20 protein-coding genes are annotated in these 20,047 nt (G+C 62.6%); 13 read left to right on the forward strand and 7 right to left on the reverse strand.

Annotated elements, in window-relative coordinates:
• Positions 1-110: 110 nt before the first annotated feature.
• From AB4Y31_RS21035 to AB4Y31_RS21055, 5 genes are all read left to right on the forward strand, one after another.
• Positions 111-1,664: an efflux transporter outer membrane subunit gene (locus tag AB4Y31_RS21035; protein WP_368675615.1), complete on the forward strand. Its 1,554-nt coding sequence runs from the start codon at positions 111-113 to the stop codon at positions 1,662-1,664.
• A gap of 62 nt (positions 1,665-1,726) precedes the next feature.
• Entirely contained in the window at positions 1,727-2,980 is a 1,254-nt protein-coding gene (locus AB4Y31_RS21040) for an efflux RND transporter periplasmic adaptor subunit (RefSeq protein ID WP_368675616.1), read from the forward strand.
• An 87-nt stretch (positions 2,981-3,067) separates the two neighbouring features.
• A complete protein-coding gene (locus AB4Y31_RS21045) occupies positions 3,068-3,763 on the forward strand; it encodes an ABC transporter ATP-binding protein (protein ID WP_368675617.1) in 696 nt (231 codons plus the stop codon).
• 14 nt (positions 3,764-3,777) lie between these two features.
• Positions 3,778-4,923 (forward strand): ABC transporter permease, encoded by a 1,146-nt coding sequence (locus tag AB4Y31_RS21050; RefSeq protein WP_368675618.1) that lies wholly within the window; start codon positions 3,778-3,780, stop codon positions 4,921-4,923.
• Entirely contained in the window at positions 4,920-6,098 is a 1,179-nt protein-coding gene (locus AB4Y31_RS21055) for an ABC transporter permease (RefSeq protein WP_368675619.1), read from the forward strand. Before AB4Y31_RS21050 ends, AB4Y31_RS21055 begins: the two co-directional genes overlap by 4 nt.
• An 89-nt stretch (positions 6,099-6,187) precedes the next feature.
• Here AB4Y31_RS21055 and AB4Y31_RS21060 read toward each other — a convergent pair whose 3' ends face one another.
• Positions 6,188-6,826, reverse strand: a complete 639-nt coding sequence (locus tag AB4Y31_RS21060) for an FMN-binding negative transcriptional regulator (protein ID WP_368675620.1) — start codon at positions 6,824-6,826, stop codon at positions 6,188-6,190.
• 120 nt (positions 6,827-6,946) lie between these two features.
• Here AB4Y31_RS21060 and AB4Y31_RS21065 point away from each other — a divergent pair, with 120 nt between their 5' ends.
• From AB4Y31_RS21065 to AB4Y31_RS21075, 3 genes are all read left to right on the forward strand, one after another.
• Positions 6,947-8,485, forward strand: coding sequence for a PLP-dependent aminotransferase family protein (locus tag AB4Y31_RS21065; RefSeq protein WP_368675621.1), 1,539 nt, complete (start codon positions 6,947-6,949; stop codon positions 8,483-8,485).
• Positions 8,478-8,921: a VOC family protein gene (locus AB4Y31_RS21070; protein WP_368675622.1), complete on the forward strand. Its 444-nt coding sequence runs from the start codon at positions 8,478-8,480 to the stop codon at positions 8,919-8,921. The genes AB4Y31_RS21065 and AB4Y31_RS21070 overlap by 8 nt, the downstream gene beginning before the upstream one ends.
• Positions 8,922-9,183: 262 nt before the next feature.
• Positions 9,184-10,071, forward strand: a complete 888-nt coding sequence (locus tag AB4Y31_RS21075; RefSeq protein WP_368675623.1) for a DMT family transporter — start codon at positions 9,184-9,186, stop codon at positions 10,069-10,071.
• On the opposite strand, the gene gcvA is transcribed toward AB4Y31_RS21075, so the two are convergent.
• From gcvA to AB4Y31_RS21090, 3 genes are all read right to left on the reverse strand, one after another.
• Positions 10,028-10,972 (reverse strand): transcriptional regulator GcvA, encoded by a 945-nt coding sequence (gene gcvA, locus AB4Y31_RS21080; protein ID WP_368675624.1) that lies wholly within the window; start codon positions 10,970-10,972, stop codon positions 10,028-10,030. The two genes, AB4Y31_RS21075 and gcvA, sit on opposite strands and share 44 nt — an antisense overlap.
• 77 nt (positions 10,973-11,049) lie before the next feature.
• Positions 11,050-11,733, reverse strand: coding sequence for a GntR family transcriptional regulator (locus tag AB4Y31_RS21085; protein ID WP_368675625.1), 684 nt, complete (start codon positions 11,731-11,733; stop codon positions 11,050-11,052).
• Positions 11,734-11,822: 89 nt separating this feature from the next.
• On the reverse strand, positions 11,823-13,562 hold the full coding sequence (locus tag AB4Y31_RS21090) for an IlvD/Edd family dehydratase (RefSeq protein ID WP_368675626.1): 1,740 nt from the start codon (positions 13,560-13,562) through the stop codon (positions 11,823-11,825).
• Between the two features lie 129 nt (positions 13,563-13,691).
• Between AB4Y31_RS21090 and AB4Y31_RS21095 the strand changes: the two genes are divergently transcribed.
• Positions 13,692-14,633, forward strand: coding sequence for an SMP-30/gluconolactonase/LRE family protein (locus tag AB4Y31_RS21095; RefSeq protein WP_368675627.1), 942 nt, complete (start codon positions 13,692-13,694; stop codon positions 14,631-14,633).
• A 26-nt stretch (positions 14,634-14,659) separates the two neighbouring features.
• Here the strand turns inward: AB4Y31_RS21095 and AB4Y31_RS21100 are convergent, their stop codons facing one another.
• Positions 14,660-14,986 (reverse strand): DNA-binding protein, encoded by a 327-nt coding sequence (locus AB4Y31_RS21100; protein ID WP_107149001.1) that lies wholly within the window; start codon positions 14,984-14,986, stop codon positions 14,660-14,662.
• Positions 14,987-15,256: 270 nt separating this feature from the next.
• On the opposite strand from AB4Y31_RS21100, the gene AB4Y31_RS21105 reads away from it, so the two are divergent.
• From AB4Y31_RS21105 to AB4Y31_RS21115, 3 genes are all read left to right on the forward strand, one after another.
• The gene (locus AB4Y31_RS21105) at positions 15,257-16,120 is read left to right on the forward strand and encodes a glycosyltransferase family 2 protein (protein ID WP_368675628.1); all 864 of its coding nucleotides are present in this window, start codon (positions 15,257-15,259) and stop codon (positions 16,118-16,120) included.
• Between the two features lie 295 nt (positions 16,121-16,415).
• Positions 16,416-17,057, forward strand: a complete 642-nt coding sequence (locus AB4Y31_RS21110) for a glycine zipper 2TM domain-containing protein (protein ID WP_368675629.1) — start codon at positions 16,416-16,418, stop codon at positions 17,055-17,057.
• Positions 17,054-17,260, forward strand: coding sequence for a hypothetical protein (locus AB4Y31_RS21115; RefSeq protein ID WP_368675963.1), 207 nt, complete (start codon positions 17,054-17,056; stop codon positions 17,258-17,260). The genes AB4Y31_RS21110 and AB4Y31_RS21115 overlap by 4 nt, the downstream gene beginning before the upstream one ends.
• A gap of 180 nt (positions 17,261-17,440) precedes the next feature.
• Here AB4Y31_RS21115 and AB4Y31_RS21120 read toward each other — a convergent pair whose 3' ends face one another.
• Positions 17,441-18,076 carry a LysE/ArgO family amino acid transporter gene (locus tag AB4Y31_RS21120; RefSeq protein WP_368675630.1) on the reverse strand — a complete coding sequence of 212 codons (636 nt, stop codon included), beginning with the start codon at positions 18,074-18,076 and terminating at the stop codon, positions 17,441-17,443.
• Between the two features lie 111 nt (positions 18,077-18,187).
• On the opposite strand from AB4Y31_RS21120, the gene AB4Y31_RS21125 reads away from it, so the two are divergent.
• Entirely contained in the window at positions 18,188-19,087 is a 900-nt protein-coding gene (locus AB4Y31_RS21125; protein ID WP_368675631.1) for a LysR family transcriptional regulator ArgP, read from the forward strand.
• A gap of 30 nt (positions 19,088-19,117) precedes the next feature.
• Here the strand turns inward: AB4Y31_RS21125 and AB4Y31_RS21130 are convergent, their stop codons facing one another.
• Positions 19,118-19,969, reverse strand: coding sequence for a DUF72 domain-containing protein (locus AB4Y31_RS21130; protein WP_368675632.1), 852 nt, complete (start codon positions 19,967-19,969; stop codon positions 19,118-19,120).
• Positions 19,970-20,047: the final 78 nt, after the last annotated feature.

Consider the following 20,047-nt stretch of genomic DNA (forward strand, 5'->3'; position numbering starts at 1 on the left):
CGCGGCGGCTCCGTCAGTTTGCGTCACCGAAAGGCGCGTTATACTCGGTGCCGCATTTCAGTCGTCACCTTCACAAGGGGCAGACGTCGAATAGCTCTTCGACCTCGGATATGGATAACAACGAAAGCGAGTGTTGCGAATCATGCCTGCCGCCGGCCGAGGGCCGCAGCCGGGCATGGCCGTACCGAACGGGATCGGCGTTTGCCATTGCGGCGCTTCTCACGGCGTGCGCGGTTGGGCCCGACTTCAAGCCACCGGCGCCGCCGCTCGCGCGTGCCGTCACCGAAGAGCCGCTTCCTGATGAAACGCGAGCCACTCCCGTGCCCGGCGGCGAAGCGCAGGCTTTCCGGCCCGACGTGGGGCTCGATTCGCGTTGGTGGACGGCCTATGGCTCGCCCGAGCTCGACCGTCTCGTCGAGGAGGCATTGCGCAACAATCCGAACGTGGCATCGGCGCAAGCTGCGTTGCGCGCCGCCGAGCAACAAGTCGTCGCGCAACGCGGCGCGCTCTTTCCCTCATTGAGCGGCAGCTTCAACGCGACCCGGCAGAAGATCAACGGCGCAACCGAAGGTTTTCCGCAAGCGGGCAGTTTCGTCTTTACCCTCTACAACGCATCGGTCAATCTGTCGTACAACTTCGATGTATTTGGCGGCGTGCGGCGCGGCATCGAAGCGCAAGAGGCCGCGCGCGAGGCTCAGCGCGAAGAACTGCAGGCGACCTATCAGACGCTCGCGGCCAACGTCGTGACCACAGCGCTCCTCGAAGCGTCGCTGCGCGCGCAGATCGATGCGACCGATGGACTCATCGCATCAGCGCAGCATCAAGTCGATTTGAGCCGCAAGCAGTTCGAGCTCGGCGGCGCGGCGCGCTCGGACGTCCTCTCGGCCGAATCGAATCTCGCGACGCTCGAGGCCACATTGCCGCCCTTGCGGCAGCAACTGGCGATGGCGCGCAGCCAATTGGCCGTCTATCTCGGCAAGCCGCCGGTCGACTACGGCGAAACAGGGTTCGACCTCGCCTCGCTGCGCCTGCCGCGCGACATACCGGTGATGCTGCCCTCCGACATCGTGCGACAACGGCCCGACATTCGCCGCGCGCAAGCGCAACTGCATCAGGCAAGCGCGCAGATCGGCGTCGCGACGGCCAACATGTTGCCGCAGTTCGGCCTCTCCGCGAGCTATGGGGACTCGGCGCAATCGCTCGGATCGCTGCTGTCGAATTCGGTGTTTTCTCTGGCAGGCAACCTCGCGCAACCGCTGTTTCAAGGCGGCGCATTGAATGCGAAGCGGCGCGCGGCCATTGCGCTCTACGACCAGTCGCTCGCCCAATACCGGCAGACCGTGCTGCTCGCCTTCAAGAACGTTGCCGACACGCTGCGCGCGCTCGACAACGACGCGCAAACGCTGAACGCGCAATACCGGGCGCAGCGGGCCGCCGCTGACAGTCTGCAACTGATCGAGCAGCGGTTCGGCCTCGGCGGGGCCAACAATCTCGATCTGCTCGTTGCGCAGCAGCAGTACGATCGATCGCGCATCGCCTACGTGCAGGCGTTGGCGGCGCGCTATCAAGACACCGCCGCGCTCTTTCTCGCGCTCGGCGGCGATTGGGAGAGGGGGGCGGACGGCGGCGCGCAACGGTCGCTGCCACCCCCGTCGCGGCAATAGAAGACATTGAAGACACGGCAGATGCGGAAGATACAAACGACTATTCGAAACCGGAAGCCAACATGACCGACAAGTCGGACTTGCTGCGGCAATTGCGCATCGATCGCGACAAACGTGCGCCCGAAGAAACGGGGCTTCGCCGCCGGTGGTGGATGGCTGGAATCATCGCTTTGCTGATCGCGGCCGGCGCCGGCTCGCTCATCTGGCTTCGCTCTGGCGTACCGCAAGTGAAAGTCGCGATCGCGCGGCCCGTCTCGTCGGGCACTGGCGCGGCGGGCGCGTCGATCCTCGACGCATCGGGCTATGTCGTGGCGCGCCGGCAGGCGACTGTCTCGGCCAAAATCACCGGCAAGCTCGATCAGGTCTTCATCGAAGAGGGCCAGCACGTCAAGGAAAACGAGATCGTGGCGAAGCTCGACGACACGAACGCGGCGGCGGCACTTTTGCAGGCGAAGGCCGGCGTCACGCAAGCGGAAGCGACGCTTGCACAGGCGAAGGCGGCCGCCGACGACATTGCGCCGATTTATCGACGGAATCAACAGCTCGCCGCGGCGGGCGTGATCAGCAAGGAGGCGCTCGATTCGAGCAAAGCCGACTACGATGCGAAGCAAACGGACCTCGCCGTGGCGCAGGGCAACCTGGCCGTGCGCCGGGCAGCGCTCGCGGTCGCGCAGCGCGAAGAAGACGACACCATCGTTCGTGCGCCTTTTACTGGAGTCGTCACGACGAAGAACGCGCAGCCGGGCGAAATCGTGTCGCCGTTGTCGGCCGGCGGCGGCTTTACGCGCACGGGCATTTGCACGCTCGTCGACATGGATTCGCTCGAAGTCGAAGTCGACGTAAGCGAAAACTTCATCGGTCGCGTTCATGCGAACGAGGCCGCCGTATTGAAGCTGAACGCCTATCCTGATTGGCAGATTCCGGCATACGTGATCGCCGTGATACCCACGGCCGATCGCAGCAAGGCGACGGTCAAAGTGCGCGTCGGTTTCAAGTCACGCGATTCGCGTATTCTTCCCGAGATGGGCGCGCGCGTATCGTTTCTCGGCGAAGCCGGCAAGTCGGCCGGCGGCGCCTCTGAGGCAGGCGTCGTGTTGCCGCCCGAAGCTGTACGGCAAAGCGCCGATGCGGGGCAGAACGCCGGTGTCGTTTTTGTGCTGCACGACGACACGGTAGAGCGGCGCGTAGTCAAGCTGGGCGCGCGCAACGACGACGGCCAGGCGGTGTTGTCCGGACTGGCGCCCGGCGAGCGCGTTGCTATCGGCGATTTCTCGAAGCTTGTCGACGGCGCGCACGTGAAGGTCGTGGAGCGCTAAGCACTAAGTTCGTTCGCAACTTGCGGGACACGGCACTCGCTGCGATCAGGATGCGGGACCGCTCGAACACCTCGACGAGGAGCACTCATGAGCGCAATCGTTTCTCTGCAGAACGTCGTCAAAACCTATACGCGGGGCAAGCAGACCGTCGAGGTCCTGCACAACCTGAATCTCGAGATCGACGAAGGGGACTTCGTTGCATTGATGGGGCCGTCCGGGTCAGGCAAGACAACCGTGCTCAACCTGATAGGCGGCATCGATCATCCGAGCTCGGGCGAAGTCGTCGTGGCGGGCGAGCGGATCGATCGGCTGAGGGGCAGCCGGCTTGCGCGCTGGCGCGCGAACAACGTCGGATTCGTCTTCCAGTTCTACAACTTGATGCCGATGCTGAGCGCCGAGCGTAACGTCGAGCTGCCGCTGCTGCTCACGTCGTTGAATCGCCAGGAACGCAAGCGCAACGTGCAAGTCGCGCTGTCGGTGGTCGGGCTCGAGGACCGCATGAAGCACAAGCCGGCCGAGCTTTCCGGCGGGCAGGCGCAACGCGTCGCGATTGCGCGTGCGCTCGTTTCCGACCCCAAGCTGCTCGTTTGCGACGAGCCGACCGGCGATCTCGATCGGGCCACGGCCGATGAGATCCTCCATTTACTGCAGGTGTTGAACCGGGATTACGGCAAATCGATCGTGATGGTCACGCACGACCGGAAAGCAGCCGATTTTGCGACGCATACGCTGCATCTCGACAAGGGCAGGCTTGTCGAGGAGCCCCTAAAGACCGAGGCGTGATACGAGGAGCGGCGATGAAATTCGTTCCCCTGATGTGGGCGATGCTGTGGCGCAAGAAGCTGCGCACGTGGCTCACGCTGTTTTCGATCGTCATTGCATTTCTGCTTTTCGGGATGCTGCAAGGGATCAACGCGGCGTTTCAGGAAACGATCGAGCGATCGAACGTCAACCGTCTCATCGTCACGAACAGGATCTCGCTGACCGAGAGCCTCCCTTACTCGTACATGTCGCAGATCGAATCGCTTCCCGGCGTGGCGATCGTCTCGCATGAGTCTTGGTTCGGGCCGTACTACCAGGATCCGAAGAATCTGATTGCCGCGTTTCCGGTCGAGCCCGAACGCGAATTTGCGGCGCACCCCGAGGTCGTCATTCGCAAAGAGCAGATCGCCGCGCTCGAGCATATGCGCGCGGGTGCCATCGTGGGGGCGGGGCTCGCCAGAAAATATGGCTGGAAGGTCGGCGATCGCATTCCGCTGCATTCGACGATCTGGGTCAAGGCGTCCGACGGCAACTCTGATTGGGACTTCGACATCGTCGGCATTTACGAAGAGCCGTCGAACCGCACGCGCGAAGACGGTTTGTTCTTCAATTACAAATATTTCGACGAGGCGCGCAGCTTCGGGAAGGGCACCGTCGGATGGTACGTCGTGCAGTTGAAGGATCCTCGCCAATCGGCGCAGATCGCAGCAACCATCGACAAGCTCTTCGCCAATTCGCCGAACGAAACGAAAACGCAGACGGAGAAGGAGTTCCAGCAGTCCTTCCTTAAGCAGATCGCCGATATCAGCTTGATCGTCACGTACATCCTCTTTGCCGTCTTCTTCGCGCTGCTGTTCGCGGTCGGCAGTACGGCGATGCAGGCGGTTCGCGAGCAGGTGCCCGAGCTCGCCGTGCTGAAAACGCTTGGATTCAGCGATACGCGCGTGCTCGTTCTCGTACTGCTGCAGGCGCTCGTGCTTTGCATCGTCGCGGCGTTACTCGGGCTCGCGGTCGCCAACCTGCTGTTCCCGCTGCTCAGGGATACGCTCGGCGTCGTTAAGATGCCGGTCGCCGTCATCATAGAGGGCGTGGTTATCGCCGCCGTGCTCGCCGCTGCCACTGGTGTTATTCCAGCCTGGCGCGCGAAGCGGCTCGTCACCGTGGAGGCGCTGCGCTCATGATCAAGCAGATTGTCGCCGTGACCGCCATGAATCTGCGCAGCCTGCCGCAGCGCATTGGCACGGCCTGGGTCATCGTGATCGGGATTGCCGTGACCGTCGCGGTCATGGTGTCGGTGCTCGCGATGGCACAAGGCTTTACGAAGACTGTGAAGGGCACCGCCCGCCTCGATCGCGCGATCGTGTTGCGCGCCGGCTCCGAGGCGGAGCTGGCGAGCACCATCTCGCGCGAGAACACGCAAACGATCATGGACGCGCCCGGAGTACACAAGGACGAAGCGGGCCGGCCGATCGCATCGGCTGAAGCGGTCGTCATCGTCGCGTTGCCGCAGAAGAAGGATGGCGTCGACGCGAACGTGACTTTGCGCGGAATCGGCGCGAATGCGATGAAGCTGCGGCCCGAGGTGCATCTCATAGCAGGCCGGATGTTCCGGCCGGCCGTGCGCGAGATCATCGTCGGCAAATCGGCCTTGGCTCAATTCAAGGGGTTGGAGCTCGGCAGCCGTATCGCGTTTCGCGATTCCGAATGGACCGTCGTCGGCATCTTCGAAAGCGGCGGCGATGCGCACGAGTCGGAATTGCAGGGCGACGTCGAGACCGTTTTGTCGGCATACCGGCGCAACCTCTTTCAGTCGGTGTCGCTGCTGCTCGAGTCGCCGCAAGCGTTCGATCGTTTCAAGGCGGCTTTGACCACGGATCCGACGCTGAAAGTCAGTGTCGAGCGCGAAACCGAATACTACGCGGCGCAGTCGCGCAATCTGGCGAAGCTCTTGAACCTGCTTGCCTACTTCGTCGGCGGCATCATGGCGCTCGGCGCGTGTTTCGGCGCCGTCAATACCATGTACACGGCGGTCTCGACTCGTACGCGCGAGATCGCCACGTTGCGCGCGATCGGCTTCGGCGGGTTGCCGATCGTCGTTTCAGTGCTCGTTGAATCGCTGCTGCTCGCGTTGATCGGCAGCGCGATCGGTTCGGCGGCGGCGTGGGTTTTCTTCGACGGCAACACCGTCAATACGTTGGGTGCGGGGTTCACGCAGGTCGTGTTTCATCTGACCGTGACCGCCTCGCTATTCGTATCGGGCGTGTTCGTCGCTTGCACGGTCGGCATGCTGGGCGGGATGCTGCCCGCGATTCGGGCGGCCCGGCTGCCGATCGCGACGGCATTGCGGGCGAGTTGATGGCGTTCTGCCTATATGGCCGGCAGTTTCGCGAAGTATAGAGGCTCGGCGTTTCGCCGAGCCGATCGACCGACCGGCCGCGGATCGAGCTATTCCGACTTCTTGGCCGCTTCGGCGAGCATCGCTTCGCCGATCCGCGAGTTGCCGCTCGCCTTGAGCGCCTCCCCGGCACCTCGAATATCGCGCGCTTCCTTGTTCTGCCCGAGCTTGCTCTTGCCGACCAGTCGTGTGATATCGATTTGCAGGCCGACGATCGCTTTGAGCAGCGTATCGATATAGTCGCTCGGGGCGTCGGTCATCTTCCAGGGCACACGTTGCGGCGCTTCGTGCGTGCGCGTCAGCCGCGCGACGACGCCGCGCACGTACTTCTCGTCGTCGCGAATGGTAATGCGCCCATGCGCGTGGACGACCATGTAATTCCAGGTCGGCACCTGCTTGTGGAACTCGTGCTTGCTCGGATACCAGTTGGGCGAGATATAGGCATCTCCCGCCTGAAAGATAACGAGCACCTCGTCGCCGTTCGCGACATCCTGCCATACGGGGTTGGCCCGCGCGACATGCGCGCGCAGCACGCCCAGCTCGCCTTCATCGGCTGCAAGCTCGAACGGAATGTGATTTGCATCGAGCCCGCTCTTGCCCTGCGTGATCAGCGTGCCGAACGGATGCTGCGCGATCCGTGCGTGCGGAATGTCGGTGCTAGGTTCGTTGAAATCGGCTGGGACGTACATATCGGTTTCGCTCGCAGGCTGAAGTGAACGTTATCGGATTCAATTTGCTCGAATCTATTGTCGAGGAAAACTGGTTTATCCTACAGATCCAGTTTGGATCATTTTGGTAGGACCAGAATCATGGCGAGAACGGCTCGCGTCGCTGACATTCCGTCGATCGGCGCGTTGGATCGCTCGGCGGGCAGCCTGAGCCGTCAGGTGGCTCAAGCGTTGCGGGACGCCGTGCGCAAGGGCGACATCCAACCTGGCGATGCGCTGCCGTCCACGCGATCACTGGCGGCTTCCCTGGATGTCGCGCGTGGCACGGTCATCGAGGCCTACGAACAGTTGACCGCCGAGGGCTTTCTGGAATCGAAGGGTCGCGCCGGCACGCGCGTCGCGCAGGCGCTCGCCGAGCCCCGACCGATGAGCGAACCGGCCCGCCGGCGTGTGGCCCGTGCCGGTTTACCCGAGCCAGCGGCGGCGTTTGCGCGGATCGCCCAGGAATTCAAGCTGCTCCGGCAGGTGCCGTTTGCGGTTTCGGTGCCTATGGGCTCGACGGCGCCCGCCGACATCTGGCGTCGGCTCGGCAATCGTCTGCGTGCCAAGGGTCCCGGCGCGCCCGCCGGATACGCGGATCCGCTCGGCGCGTTGCCGCTGCGTGAAGCGATCGCCGGGTATGTGCGCAAGTCGCGCTCGGTTCGCTGTGGGGCCGGTCAAGTCATCGTTACGAGCGGAACCCAGCAAGGACTCTTTCTCGCGTGCCAGGTGTTGCTGGGACCGCGCGATCGAGCCTGGGTCGAAAACCCAGCCTACCGCGGCATTACAGCGATACTCGAGAGCACCGGCCGCCGAGACGCGATGATTCGCGTACCAGTCGACGCCGACGGCATCGATGTCGAAGCGGGCATCCGGATGGCGCGCGAGGCGCGGGCCGCGTTCGTTACGCCGTCGCATCAGTATCCCTTGGGGATGCCGATGAGCATGGCCCGGCGCAATGCATTGCTCGCGTGGGCACGGGCAAGACAAGCATGGGTCGTCGAAGACGACTACGATAGCGAACTGCGGTACCAGGGCTATCCCTTTCCGTCGCTCCAGGGATTGGACCCGGATCGTGTGGTTTATCTCGGCACGTTCAGCAAGATTCTGTTTCCGTCGTTGCGGCTGGGCTATGTAATCGTGCCCGATGATCTCGTCGATGCTTTCTGCGGTGCGCGCGTGCTGATGGACCGCCACCCGCCGAACGCCGATCAATACGTGCTGGCGGCGTTCATGGCCGAGGGTCATCTTGAGCGCCACATCCGCAAGGTCCGCAACGTCTACGCCGATCAGCGCCTCCGCTTGATAGAGACGCTCACCGAGCTCCTGCCGAGGGAGCTGGCGTGGTTGGAGCCCGGCGATCAGGGCATGCACCTGGTCTTATGGCTGGCGGACGGCATGGACGATCGCGCAGTGGCCGAGCTGGCCGCGCGGGCCGGGGTCTCCGTGCGCGCTGTATCGCCGATGTTCGCGCCTGGAACGGAGCGGTCCGGTCTGGTGCTGGGGTTTGGGGGATTCAGTAGCACGCAAATGAAGGCGGCCGCGCAACGTCTCGCCGCGGTCATCGCAGGTGCGGTGAAGGTACGCAAACGAAGGCCAATTTCGAAAAAACGGCGATCAGAAGGAGATGACGATGAGTGAGATTTACGAGGCTTTTCCGTACTTGCGCGTTCGCGGTGCAGCGCAGGCGATCGATTTTTATTGCCGCGCGTTTGGCGGCGTCGAGCGCTTTCGTCTGACCGAGCCCAGTGGACGCATCGGGCACGCCGAGATCACGTTCGGGCCCGCGACGATCATGCTGTCCGATGAGTTTCCCGAACATGGACTGGTTGGACCCGCCCCGGCGGGGCGAAGCAGCTTCGCCGTTCATCTCCATGTCGCGGACGTAGACAAAGTATTCGAGCGCGCCGTCCGCGAGGGTGCGTCCGTCATCCGTCCGCTGGAGAATCATTTCTACGGCGAGCGTTCCGGTACCGTTCAGGATCCGTTCGGACACGAGTGGCTGCTCGGGGGCCAGATAGAAGCGCTTACGCCGGAGGAAATGCAGCGCCGTTATACGGCGTTGTTTCAGCAGTAGGCGAACACCGCCGATCGTCTGTCTCAACTAGACGCGTGTGCGAAGGCGGGTGCCTCACCCGCCGCGATGCCATCGGTACCTCGAAGGGGTGACTCGCCGGCGAAACGTGACCGGCGATCAGCGTCAATGCAGTTTATCTAAAGATGACATAGCAAAACTTCGTTTGTCGAGCGTGGCGGTCCGTCGACAAACTGAGGGTTACGCAGCGGACCGAGACGCTCGTGCGTCGTCCGCTGAATTCAAATCACCGAGCAAATCCATTATGAACGCCGTCCAACTAATCGTCCTGGCTGCCATATGGGGAGCCTCTTTTCTGTTCCTGCGAATGGGCGCGCCCGATTTCGGCGTGGTGCCGTTGATCGCGCTACGTGTCGGCATCGCGGCGATCCTACTGCTGCCTGTCATGCGCACTGCCGCCGCGCGTGCCGAGTTCAAGAACAATGTCGGCCCGCTCTTCGTCGTCGGAATAACGAACTCGGCCCTGCCGTTTTGTCTTTTGACCTACGCCGCGCTCTACGTGTCCGCCGGAGTTGATTCCATTCTCAACGCCACGACGCCTCTGTGGACCGCTGTCATCGGTTTCCTCTGGTTCGGCGCGCCGCTCAAGCGCATGCAGGTTGTGGGATTGCTAACCGGTTTTGCCGGCGTTGTGGTTCTCGCTTGGGACGCCGTCGGAGCAGGCGGCGAGGACGCGCTGATCGCAGTGGCGTCGGCCGTGCTCGGCGCGCTCTCGTACGGTTTCGCCGCCAATTACTCAAGGCGAAAGCTCGGCGGCGTTCGCCCGTTCGTTTCGGCATTCGGAAGCCAGGCGTTGGCGGCGGTCGTGCTTGCACCCGCCGCGCTCGTGCTCTGGCCGCATACGCCGATCCATACCATCAATTGGATAGCGGTGGTCCTGCTGGGTGTGCTCTGTACCGCGATCGCGTATCTTCTCTATTTCGCCCTCATTCGAAACGCTGGCGCGCAGTACGCTGCGTCGGTGACGTTTTTGATTCCGGTCTTCGGCGTAGTGTGGGGTGCGGTCTTCCTCCATGAATCGATCACGCCGCAAGAGGCGCTTGGCTGCCTCGTCATTCTGCTGGGGACAGCGCTCGCCTCGGGCAAGCTCAGCGGTTTGCCGCGAGTGCTCGGCCTGGGGAAGCAGAATTGATCGGTATCTCGAGCGAGTGGTTCTCCATTTCATTGCGGACCCAGTCGCGAAACGCCGCGATTCTCCACTCGTCCTTTCGTTGCGCGCTGCAAACGACGTAGTAGGCGAATTGAGTGGGCCACGGGAGATTCAGCGCGCGAACGAGCTGGCCCGCCGCGATTTCGTCTCGGGCGTAAATGTCGCGCACGAGCGCGATCCCTTGCCCTGCAATCGCGGCTTTGACGAGCAGCGACTCGTCGCTGAAACTCGTGCCGCGCTGCGCTCGCTTATCGTCGATGCCGTGCGCTCTGAGCCAAAGCGCCCAATCCGCGCGATCGAGGTCCTGCAACAGCGGGTAAGCGAGGCAATGTTCGGGCCGCGTGATTGGTTTATCCGATGAAAGAAGGGCAGGGCTGCACACCGGGATCATTTCGGGCGCCCATATTTTGACGGCGTCATGCCCGGGGTAGTCACCCAGGCCATGCCGGATGGCGACATCGACGTACTCGCGACGAAGGTCGAGCACGCGTTGGCTAGTATCGATCGCCACCTCGATATCGGCGTGCAGCGCCTTGAATTGCCCCAGTCGCGGAACGAGCCAGGCGCTCGCGAAAGACGCCGTGGTGCTGACCGTCAAGCGCGTAAGGCGACGGCTCGTCCCCGGTGCGTTCGACCAGATCTCCTCGACTTCCTCAAATACGGGCGAGAGTCGATCGAAGAGCGCGCGGCCGGCGTCCGTCAGCTCGACTTCGCGGTTCGTGCGCGTAAAGAGCCGAACCGCCAGCCGATCTTCGAGATTCTTGATCTGCTGGCTGATCGCGCCAGGGGAAACGTAAAGCGCCTCGGCCGCGCGCTTCATGCTGCCGAGCTTTCCGACTTCGACGAAGGTATGCAGCGCGGCCAGAGGCAGAGACTTGCTCATGATCGTTGCTTATGCGACTGCGGTGTTTAGTCACGGGATCGCAATAGTATGAACCGATCCGCAACGCATGCCGGACGTTACGTGGGGGTAATGGTTTCGGATGCGCCGAAGCGGCGCACGTGGGCCTCGATGTAGGCGTCGCGGGACGGCGCGAGATGGTTTCGGCATAACTCGACAAGCGCTTGCCGATCCAGCGACACCAGCGCTTCGAGCATTTGATGGTGTTCGGAGACCGCCTTCTCAACGTAGTGAGCAAATAGTAAAGACGCCGAACGAATTGCATGCGTGCGGCGTGCGTATTCGCCGATCGCCTCCGTCAGCGCTGCGTTGTCACATAGCGCAAACAATGCGCGATGAAATGCCATGTTTGCGCGGAACAGAGCGCGTGAGTCGCCAGCCATCGCTGCCGCGTCGTGTGCACGCTGGATATCAGTCAGCTCCTGGAGTCGCTCGTGCGCAACGGGCAGCGCAATGCGTGCGGCCGCGTTCGTCTCGAGGATCTCGCGCACGGCGTACAGCTCGTGCACTTCGCGCGGCGAGTACGACTTGACGAGAGCACCGACATTCCTGCGCCGCTCGACCAGGCCGCGTCGCTCGAGTTCGACGAGCACCTGGCGCACGACGTGCCGCTTCAGCGTGAAGCGGTCGCACAGGTCGTCTTCGACGAGCCGTTCGCGTGGGTGCAGCATGCCGAGCACGATCTCTTCTTCGAGAAGGTCGGAGACACGTTCGATGTTCGATTCGACATCGCGATCGCGCATTGCGGCCGGGTCCGAGGCCGCGCTCGTCGAACGATTCGATCGTGCAGAGAGGGGAGGGCTGTCCATGGTTCTCGGGCGGTTCGCTGATCTCAGCCGCGTGGCCTCGGGACTTTTGCGGTCGTTTCGGGCGCCCGCAGGAAGTCGAAGTCGCAACCTTTGTCGGCTTGCAAAATCGACGTCAGAAACAGCTTGCGATAGCCGCGCTCGTCAGGTGCGACGACATACGGCGATGCCGCTTCGGCGCGGCGCCGCAACTCGGCATCGTCGACGAGCATCTCGATCGAGCGGCGCGAAACGCTGAGCCGGATCCTGTCGCCCGATCGCACGAGCGCGAGCGGGCCGCCGATCGCCGATTCCGGGGTGACGTGCAGCACGATCGTCCCGGCGGCAGTCCCGCTCATGCGGCCGTCCGAGATTCGCACCATGTCCTTCACACCGAGCTTCGCGAGCTTCTTCGGGATTGGGATGTACCCGGCTTCGGGCATGCCAGGCGCTCCGACGGGGCCGATGTTCTTGAGGACCAACACATCGTCGGCTTCCACATCGAGCGCCGGATCGTCGATGCGGCGCGCCAGATCTTCCGCGTTCTCGAAGACGACGGCGCGTCCCTCGTGCTCCATCAGTCCCGGGTTCGCGGCCGATTGCTTGATGATCGCGCCGCCCGGCGCGAGATTGCCGCGCAGCACCGCGATGCCGCCTTGCGGATAGATCGGCCGATCGAAGGGGCGCACGACGCGTTGCGCAAAGCTTGCCGGCGCGGCCTCGAGCTCTTCGGCGAGCGTACGCCCCGTTACGGTCAATGCATCGAGCTTGAGGAGCGGTTTCAGCTCGCGCAGCACGGTCGTCAGACCGCCCGCTTTATGCAGGTCCTCCATGTAGTGCTCGCCGGACGGCTTCAGATCGACGAGCACGGGCGTCTCCCGCGCCATCCTGTCCACTTCGTCGAGGTCGATCTCGATGCCGAGACGCCCCGCGATCGCCGTCAGGTGGATGATGCCATTCGTCGAACCGCCGACGGCCAGGAGCACGCGCAACGCATTCTCGAACGCATCGGGCGTGAGAATCCGCTCGGGCGTCAGCTTCTTTTCGATCATAGCGACGGCTGTCGCGCCGGTGCGCTCGGCGATGCGGATGCGGTCTGCTGTGACGGCGGGTGCGCTTCCGCCGCCCGGCAACATGATGCCCAGCGCCTCCGCGATGCAGGCCATCGTGCTGGCCGTGCCCATCACTGAACAGGTTCCGACTGTCGGTACGAGTTGGTCGTTGACGTCGTCGATTTCGCGCGCGTCGATTTCCTCGCCGCGAAAACGCGCCCAGAAGCGGCGGCAATCGGTACACGCGCCAACCCGTTCGCCGCGATGCGAACCCGTCAGCATCGCTCCGGTGACGAGCTGAATGGCCGGCACGCCCGCCGCCGCCGCGCCCATCAGCTGCGCGGGCACCGTCTTGTCGCAACCGCCGATCAGCACGACCGCATCCATCGGCTGCGCGCGAATCATTTCCTCGGTATCGATCGACATCAAATTGCGCAGATACATGCTCGTCGGATGCGAGAAGCTCTCCGCAATCGAAATCGTCGGGAATTCGACGGGCAAGCCACCCGCCAGCATCACGCCGCGCTTGATGGCTTCAATGAGCTGCGGCGCATTCCCGTGGCACGGGTTGTATGCGCTACCCGTGTTGGCGATCGCGACGATCGGGCGCGAGAGCGCATCGTCCGTGTAGCCGGCGCCCTTGATGAACGCTTTGCGCAAGAAGAGCGAGAAGCCCTCGTCGCCATAGCTCGTCAACCCTTTCTTGAGCCCAGCTTCTTTCACCGATTTGCTCATGGCATTGTCAATAAGATTATCGATAATATTGACGTCGATCGTATCCACTTTTATAGTGAGCCGCAAGCGGGACGGGCGATAACCTGTGTTGCCGGTGGTTGGTTTTTCTATGAGCGAGGGCGTGATCCGATGTGGCAACAGAGCGAGCGTTATCCCGATCCGCGGGTTCAGGTGCTCGATCCTGAATTCGAGCAGTTCAGGCTGCCCGCCGCGGCGGTCGAGCGCATCGCAACGGGTTTCCGGTGGTGCGAAGGCCCCGTATGGTTCGGCGACGGTCGTTACCTGCTCTGGAGCGACATTCCGAACAACCGCATCATGAAGTGGGAAGAAGAAACCGGTGCGGTGAGCTTATTCAGGAGTCCTTCCAATTTTGCGAACGGCAATACGCGCGATCGCCAGGGGCGCCTCGTAACATGCGAGCATGGTGGCCGGCGCGTGACGCGGACGGAGTATGACGGGTCGATCACCGTTGTTCTCGACAGCATCGACGGCAAGCCGTTGAATTCGCCGAACGACGTCGTGGTGAAGTCGGACGGGTCGATCTGGTTCACCGATCCACCGTTCGGTATTCTTGGGCACTACGAAGGGCACAAGGCGGAGCCGCAATTGCCGCAAAACGTCTACCGCGTCGATGCGGCGACGGGGGAGGCCAGTGTCGTAGCGGGCGACGTTTTGGGGCCCAACGGGCTGTGCTTTTCGCCGGACGAGAGTCAGCTATACATCATCGAATCGCGTGGCAAGCCCAATCGCAAGATACTGGTTTACGACGTGGCGCCCGATGGCAAGACGATCTCGAACGGCCAAGTATTTCTCGATGCGGGCGCCGGTACGATCGACGGATTGCGCTGTGACATCCACGGCAATCTCTGGTGCGGATGGGGGATGGGCAGCGACGAGCTCGACGGCGTGATGATCGTATCGCCGCGCGGCAAGCTGATCGGGCGTATCGCGCTGCCCGAGCGCTGCGCGAATCTCTGCTTCGGCGGCCTCAAGCGCAACCGATTGTTCATGGCTTCGTGTCAGTCGGTCTATGCGCTTTATGTCAATACGCAGGGGGTGGCGGGGGGGTGAACCCGCGGTCATCTCGGACGCACAGGCTATGTTGTGGCGTGGTCCGGCTCCACGGAAAGCCTCATTCCGACCGTCTTCAATACGGCAATCAGGGTCTTCAAGGTCGGGTTACCTTTGGGCGAAAGCGTTCGGTAAAGCGTTTCCCGACTTATCCCCGCGTGTGCCGCAACGGCCCCGAGGCCGCCATAGGCTTCGGCAATCGCACGCAGCGCTAGCAGCGCGCCGCCGCGTTCGTCGGGGTCGTCAAGTCCTTCCATCGCCGCCTTCAAATATTCGACGGCCAATTCACGATCCGCTCGAAGCTCGGCGACTTCTCTATCATGGTGAGACACCGCGCCCTTACGCTTGCTCATCGATGCCTTCCTTCTCTGTCAGATAACATACGACAGTGTAGCTTAAAAGCTACACCCCCTTTCCTATTACCGATAGACGCTGATGCTGGCCTTCATTGTTAGACAGGCGGACAACACGCCCACGAAATCGGACCCGTGGCCATTGCCCGTGCTGGCCGCATGCTCGGTTAGCGATGGGCAAGTTCGCCGATCGGGATTTTTTGTGGCTTTTTGAACGGTTAATGTGACGCGGGTGTTGGGGCAATCGATTCAACGACCGTGGAGGAAGGTATGACGACCGTCAGCGTGGTGATTCCCACACGCAATCGCCCTGAGAAGTTGCAGCGCTGTCTGGCAGCGCTATCGGTCGCACGATCGCGGATGCCATTTGACGTCGTCGTCTGCGATTCAACTCCCGATCGAGATTTGCAAGCGAAAGTTGTCGAAGTCTGCAGCCAGCACGACTTCGTCAAACTTCGCTTTCACGATGGCAAGAACGTCGCCGCTGCGCGGAATTTCTGCGCGCGCTCCGCCGATACCGATCTCATTGTCAATGTCGACGACGATATCCGTGTCGAGCCCGATGCGATTCAACGGCTTTTTGAGGCTTACGAGGCTGCCTCGGGCCATCGCGTCGTTGCTGGAAGCGTCCAGTGGGGCGACTCATGGAGCAGCCCGGTCGTCATGCGTTCGATCGGATATGGACGGGCCGCGCGTCCCGGCGAGTCTCCCGATTTCCTGATCGGCGCGTTTTTCATCTACGCACGCAAGCTTGCACTCGCGAAACCCTGGAACGAGGGTATCCGCACATCCGATGACCGTTTCATGGGAGCGCTATGGCGCAGCAGCGGCGTCAAGCTGTTGTTCGAGCCCGGTGCACGCGCGGTACACGATCATGAGCACGTGAGCTACGGCGTCGAGCATCAAAGCTCGCACATCTACGTCAACCTGTTCGATGCGATGATCGCGAATCCGAGGCCGCTTCGCGCGCTCTCGTATGAGCTCCTCGGCTTCGTCTGGGGGGCTAAAAAAGCGGTGTCGTCGGGGCCGCATCTTTTCCGCTTTCTGTCGGCATGGGGCAAGGGGCACCGAGCCTTGCTGCGCGACTATCGCTATTTGAGCCGTCTCGTGGCAGATCGCCTTCCGCCACCGTAATCGAATGACACGACGCGCGAGCGTTGCGATAAAAACTGTCGGGAACGTCAAAGCCGTCGTTTGTAACTGCTGGTAAAAGATGCGATGCCAAACGCCGGATATAGTGAGCTGGCCGCGGTTGACGATCACGCGCCGGCCGCACTGACGACCGACCTTCGACAGAGATCGAGCGAATTACATCGTCGACGTCACCACGCGGAAAACACACGGCGTTACAACTCGATAAAGATTCCGATCCTTTGCTGAAGCACACTGCGATCCAACGATAAAGATGTACCACCGCTTGGAGATCGCAATGGAAACGACAACGCAGCAATCCAACCGTATTCATCCTCTCGTGGCGACGGCGGCCGGCGCCGTCATCGTCGCCAGTGCCGTTGCAGTGGCTGCAATGACCGGCATCCTGCCGAAAGCGCACGGCAACGACAATCCTTCGGCTCAAGCGGTTATTGCCCAGGCCGCTTCGGCACCCGCGGCTCTGCCGGTCCAACAAGGCGCCGTGCAGGTCGAGCCGCATGCGCCGACTCGTCCGCGCGTCGCGACTCGCCCTGCGCGCGTCGAACCGCGGTATACGGGTGAGGGGCAGCAGCAGGCCGCGGTCGACCGCAACGTCGGAACGGTGGAGGCGATCACGCCCGTCACGCAGCAGGGTCATGGTACGGGTTTAGGCGCGGTCGGAGGCGCCGTAGCCGGCGGGCTGCTCGGCAACCAGGTCGGGCGCGGCAACGGACGTACCGCCGCGACGATCATCGGTGCATTGGGCGGCGGCGTTGCCGGTAACGTGGTCGAGCAACACTTGCGCAGCGAGACGGACTACGAAGTCAGCGTGCGAATGGGAGACGGCTCCGTCCGCACGATGACCTATCACCAGCAGCCCAATCTCGCCGTTGGCCAACGCGTTCGTGTTGATGGCGATACGATCGTCGGTGCGGTTTGAGCGACGGCGCCTGGGGCGCAATTCTAGAAGAAGTTGCTTACTGCTTCGTGGAAATGCTCGGCGCGGCGGCGGTCATGGTCGATCGAATGCCGCTGTCGGGCGCCTGGCCCCGCACACTGATGTCATGCCTGATGATGCTGTCGCGCAAGATCGCGCACATCGCGATGAGTAGCGCAAGGGCGACCGCCCAAAGCGCACAATAGCCCACGATTTTCATGACCGCGCCCCCGAATTAAAGACGACTGTCTGCGCAATGCATGTCGCTGCGCGGCCACATATATACCACGCGGGATGCGGTTTTCAAGTGAATTCAAGTGAAGGCTGGTTGAAAGCTTTCGGGGCGGATGCCTGGTGATCGCTCGATCGAAGCGGGCCGCCGATCGTCAACGCAATTGTGCAGCCGCCACGAGCAACACCATGCTGCCGATCGCGCCGTCGAGCAGGCGCCACGCCGTCCCCTTGCGAAACAATGGCGCGAGCAATTGCGCACCGTATCCGAGGCCGGCAAACCAGATCGGACTCACCACCATTGCCCCGAGCGCGAACGATTCTCGCGCTCCCTCGGGCTCACGCGCGCCCGCCGTGCCGATCAGCAGGACGACGTCGACATAGACGTGCGGATTGAGCCACGTGAACGCAAGTGTCATCAGCACGACGGACCACGCGGTTTGGCGGCCCCCTCCAGCCGCGTTGCCGCGCGTTTGCGATCCGTCGACGTCCATGACCGCATGCCCCGATCGCAACGCGCGCCGCAACGCCGAGAGCCCGAACCAGGCGAGATAGGCGAGGCCTGCATAAAGGATGAACTCGACGAACCTCGGATAGCGCGCGGCAAGCGCCGATGCGCCGCCGACGCCGGCAGCGATCAGAACGAAGTCGGAGAGGCCGCAAATCGCCACGATTTTGCCGATATGCGAGCGCATGATGCCCTGGCGCAGCACGAAAGCGTTCTGCGCGCCGATGGTGACGATCAATGACGCCGAAAGGGCGGCGCCGTGCGAGAAAGCAGTCCAGTTCATGAGATCGAGCGATGCGGTAAGCGATGGACGAGCGATGCGAATGCGCGTAGTCTGCCGTCTCGTATGATAGTAAGAGAAGCTAATTTTCTTAAACGAGATTAAGAAGCGCTAATGTTCGACTACGCTCTGCTCGATGCGCTTGCCGCCGTCGTCCGACATGGCTCGTTCGATCGCGCCGCGAGCGAACTCAATGTCACGCCTTCCGCGATCTCGCAGCGTGTCAAGCTGCTCGAGGAGCGCATCGGCAGCGTGCTCGTGAAACGCGGCCAGCCGTGCGTGGCCACCGCTTCGGGTGCGCTACTGTGTCGCCATACCGAGCGCGTCCGCTTGCTCGAGGCGGAGCTGACGGGACGCATGCCGCTGATGCCGGGCGGCGCCGCGCTCGCCGACGTCTGGCCGACGCTGCGTGTGGCAGTGAACGACGACAGCGTCGGCAGCTGGTTCGTCGAGGCGGCATCGGCGTTCTGCGTCGAGCGACAGGTCTTGCTCGATATCGTGATCGACGATCAGGATTACACGGCGCAGCGCATTCGCGATGGCAGCGTGCAAGGCGCCGTGACGACGCAGGCAGAGCCGGTACAGGGTTGCCGCTCGACGCGGCTCGGCACGATGCGCTATCTGGCCGTCTGTGCGCCGGCGTTTTTCGAGCGGTATTTCGCCGACGGCGTGAATCGCGAAGCGTTGCGTCGCGCGCCTTGTGTCGTCTTCAACGCGAAGGACGCTTTGCAGACGCGCTTCATGCGCCGCATCACGCGCGCGCAGGTCGATCCGCCCGTGCACTGGGTACCGCACGTCAGCGGCTTTTTGCGCGCCTGCATGACGGGCCTTGGCTGGGGGATGTGTCCGGCGCAGACGATTGCCGCGTCGCTCGCGGCCGGCGATCTCGTCGAATTGCTGCCGGGCCGGCACCTCGATATCGACCTTTATTGGCAGAGCTGGCGCCTCTCGATCGGCTTGCTCGACGAGTTCACCGCCGTATTGAAGAAGCGCGCCGGACAATACCTGAGTTGAGCAGGCGAGCGCCGTGTCAATTCGTGCTGCTCACTCACTGCCGCTCGCACCCGTTCGGCCGACGCGCTCGATGAGCGCCATGCTCGCCAACGGATTGTGTGCTTTGAAGCCGCTGATCACGTAAAGGTAGACATCCCTTGCCGACTTCTTCGATCGATGCGCTGCGTTCGGTTCGGCGACGGTTTCGAGCCCCGTCGGGGTGCTGCCGGACGCCCAGTGCCGTATATGGTCGGCCCAAAGGTCGAGCTCGCTCTCTGAATACCCGCAGCGCTCGGATTCTCGCGTGCCCATGATTCGCGCGTAGACGAAGGGCGCCGTCAGGTCGGCGATCTGCGGATACTTGCTGTCGCCCGCCACCACCACAGCCACGCCATGCTCGCGGGCCAGCGCGACGAACTCGGCGCTGCGGAAGCTCGGATGCCGCACTTCGACCGCATGACGAACCGGCTGGCCGTCGACACGATCGGGCAGCAGTCGCAGGAATGCTTCAAAATCCTCCGCATCGAATTGCTTCGTGGGCGCAAACTGCCAATTGATCGGGCCGAGCTTCTTCTTGAGCTCCATTACGCCGCTCGAGAGGAAGCGCTCGATCGAATCGCCGGCTTCGCCGAGCACGCGCCGATGAGTGGCGAAGCGCGGCGCTTTGACCGCGAACACAAAGTCGTCGGGCGTTTCGTCGTGCCACTTCGCAAACGTTTCGGGCTTTTGCGTGCCGTAGAAGGTGCCGTTGATTTCTATGGATGTCAGCTTGCGGCTCGCGAATTCGAGCTCGCGCTTTTGCGCAAGTCCCTCCGGGTAAAACGGCCCGCGCCACGGTTCGTACGTCCAACCGCCGACTCCGATGCGGATTTCGGCACGGGCTTTTTGAGCTGCTCGATTCATCTCCGTTTCTCCCGTTTCGAAATACAAGACGTCACTGTAGTCGATGGACTTGGTTCCTGAATAGTGCGTGCGCCGCTT

The organism is Trinickia sp. EG282A (assembly GCF_040965455.1).
Classification (GTDB): Bacteria; Pseudomonadota; Gammaproteobacteria; order Burkholderiales; family Burkholderiaceae; genus Trinickia; species Trinickia symbiotica.

Bases quoted from the DNA above. Each gene is read 5' to 3' on its own strand.
- AB4Y31_RS21070 (WP_368675622.1), top strand. From the start codon at position 8,478: ATGAGTGAGATTTACGAGGCTTTTCCGTACTTGCGCGTTCGCGGTGCA.
- AB4Y31_RS21085 (WP_368675625.1), bottom strand. From the start codon at position 11,733: ATGCGCGATCGCGATGTCGAATCGAACATCGAACGTGTCTCCGACCTT.
- AB4Y31_RS21035 (WP_368675615.1), top strand. From the start codon at position 111: ATGGATAACAACGAAAGCGAGTGTTGCGAATCATGCCTGCCGCCGGCC.
- AB4Y31_RS21040 (WP_368675616.1), top strand. From the start codon at position 1,727: ATGACCGACAAGTCGGACTTGCTGCGGCAATTGCGCATCGATCGCGAC.
- AB4Y31_RS21055 (WP_368675619.1), top strand. From the start codon at position 4,920: ATGATCAAGCAGATTGTCGCCGTGACCGCCATGAATCTGCGCAGCCTG.
- AB4Y31_RS21100 (WP_107149001.1), bottom strand. From the start codon at position 14,986: ATGAGCAAGCGTAAGGGCGCGGTGTCTCACCATGATAGAGAAGTCGCC.
- AB4Y31_RS21120 (WP_368675630.1), bottom strand. From the start codon at position 18,076: ATGAACTGGACTGCTTTCTCGCACGGCGCCGCCCTTTCGGCGTCATTG.
- AB4Y31_RS21060 (WP_368675620.1), bottom strand. From the start codon at position 6,826: ATGTACGTCCCAGCCGATTTCAACGAACCTAGCACCGACATTCCGCAC.
- AB4Y31_RS21130 (WP_368675632.1), bottom strand. From the start codon at position 19,969: ATGAATCGAGCAGCTCAAAAAGCCCGTGCCGAAATCCGCATCGGAGTC.
- AB4Y31_RS21125 (WP_368675631.1), top strand. From the start codon at position 18,188: ATGTTCGACTACGCTCTGCTCGATGCGCTTGCCGCCGTCGTCCGACAT.
- AB4Y31_RS21050 (WP_368675618.1), top strand. From the start codon at position 3,778: ATGAAATTCGTTCCCCTGATGTGGGCGATGCTGTGGCGCAAGAAGCTG.
- AB4Y31_RS21045 (WP_368675617.1), top strand. From the start codon at position 3,068: ATGAGCGCAATCGTTTCTCTGCAGAACGTCGTCAAAACCTATACGCGG.
- AB4Y31_RS21105 (WP_368675628.1), top strand. From the start codon at position 15,257: ATGACGACCGTCAGCGTGGTGATTCCCACACGCAATCGCCCTGAGAAG.
- AB4Y31_RS21075 (WP_368675623.1), top strand. From the start codon at position 9,184: ATGAACGCCGTCCAACTAATCGTCCTGGCTGCCATATGGGGAGCCTCT.
- AB4Y31_RS21065 (WP_368675621.1), top strand. From the start codon at position 6,947: ATGGCGAGAACGGCTCGCGTCGCTGACATTCCGTCGATCGGCGCGTTG.
- gcvA (WP_368675624.1), bottom strand. From the start codon at position 10,972: ATGAGCAAGTCTCTGCCTCTGGCCGCGCTGCATACCTTCGTCGAAGTC.
- AB4Y31_RS21095 (WP_368675627.1), top strand. From the start codon at position 13,692: ATGTGGCAACAGAGCGAGCGTTATCCCGATCCGCGGGTTCAGGTGCTC.
- AB4Y31_RS21090 (WP_368675626.1), bottom strand. From the start codon at position 13,562: ATGAGCAAATCGGTGAAAGAAGCTGGGCTCAAGAAAGGGTTGACGAGC.
- AB4Y31_RS21110 (WP_368675629.1), top strand. From the start codon at position 16,416: ATGGAAACGACAACGCAGCAATCCAACCGTATTCATCCTCTCGTGGCG.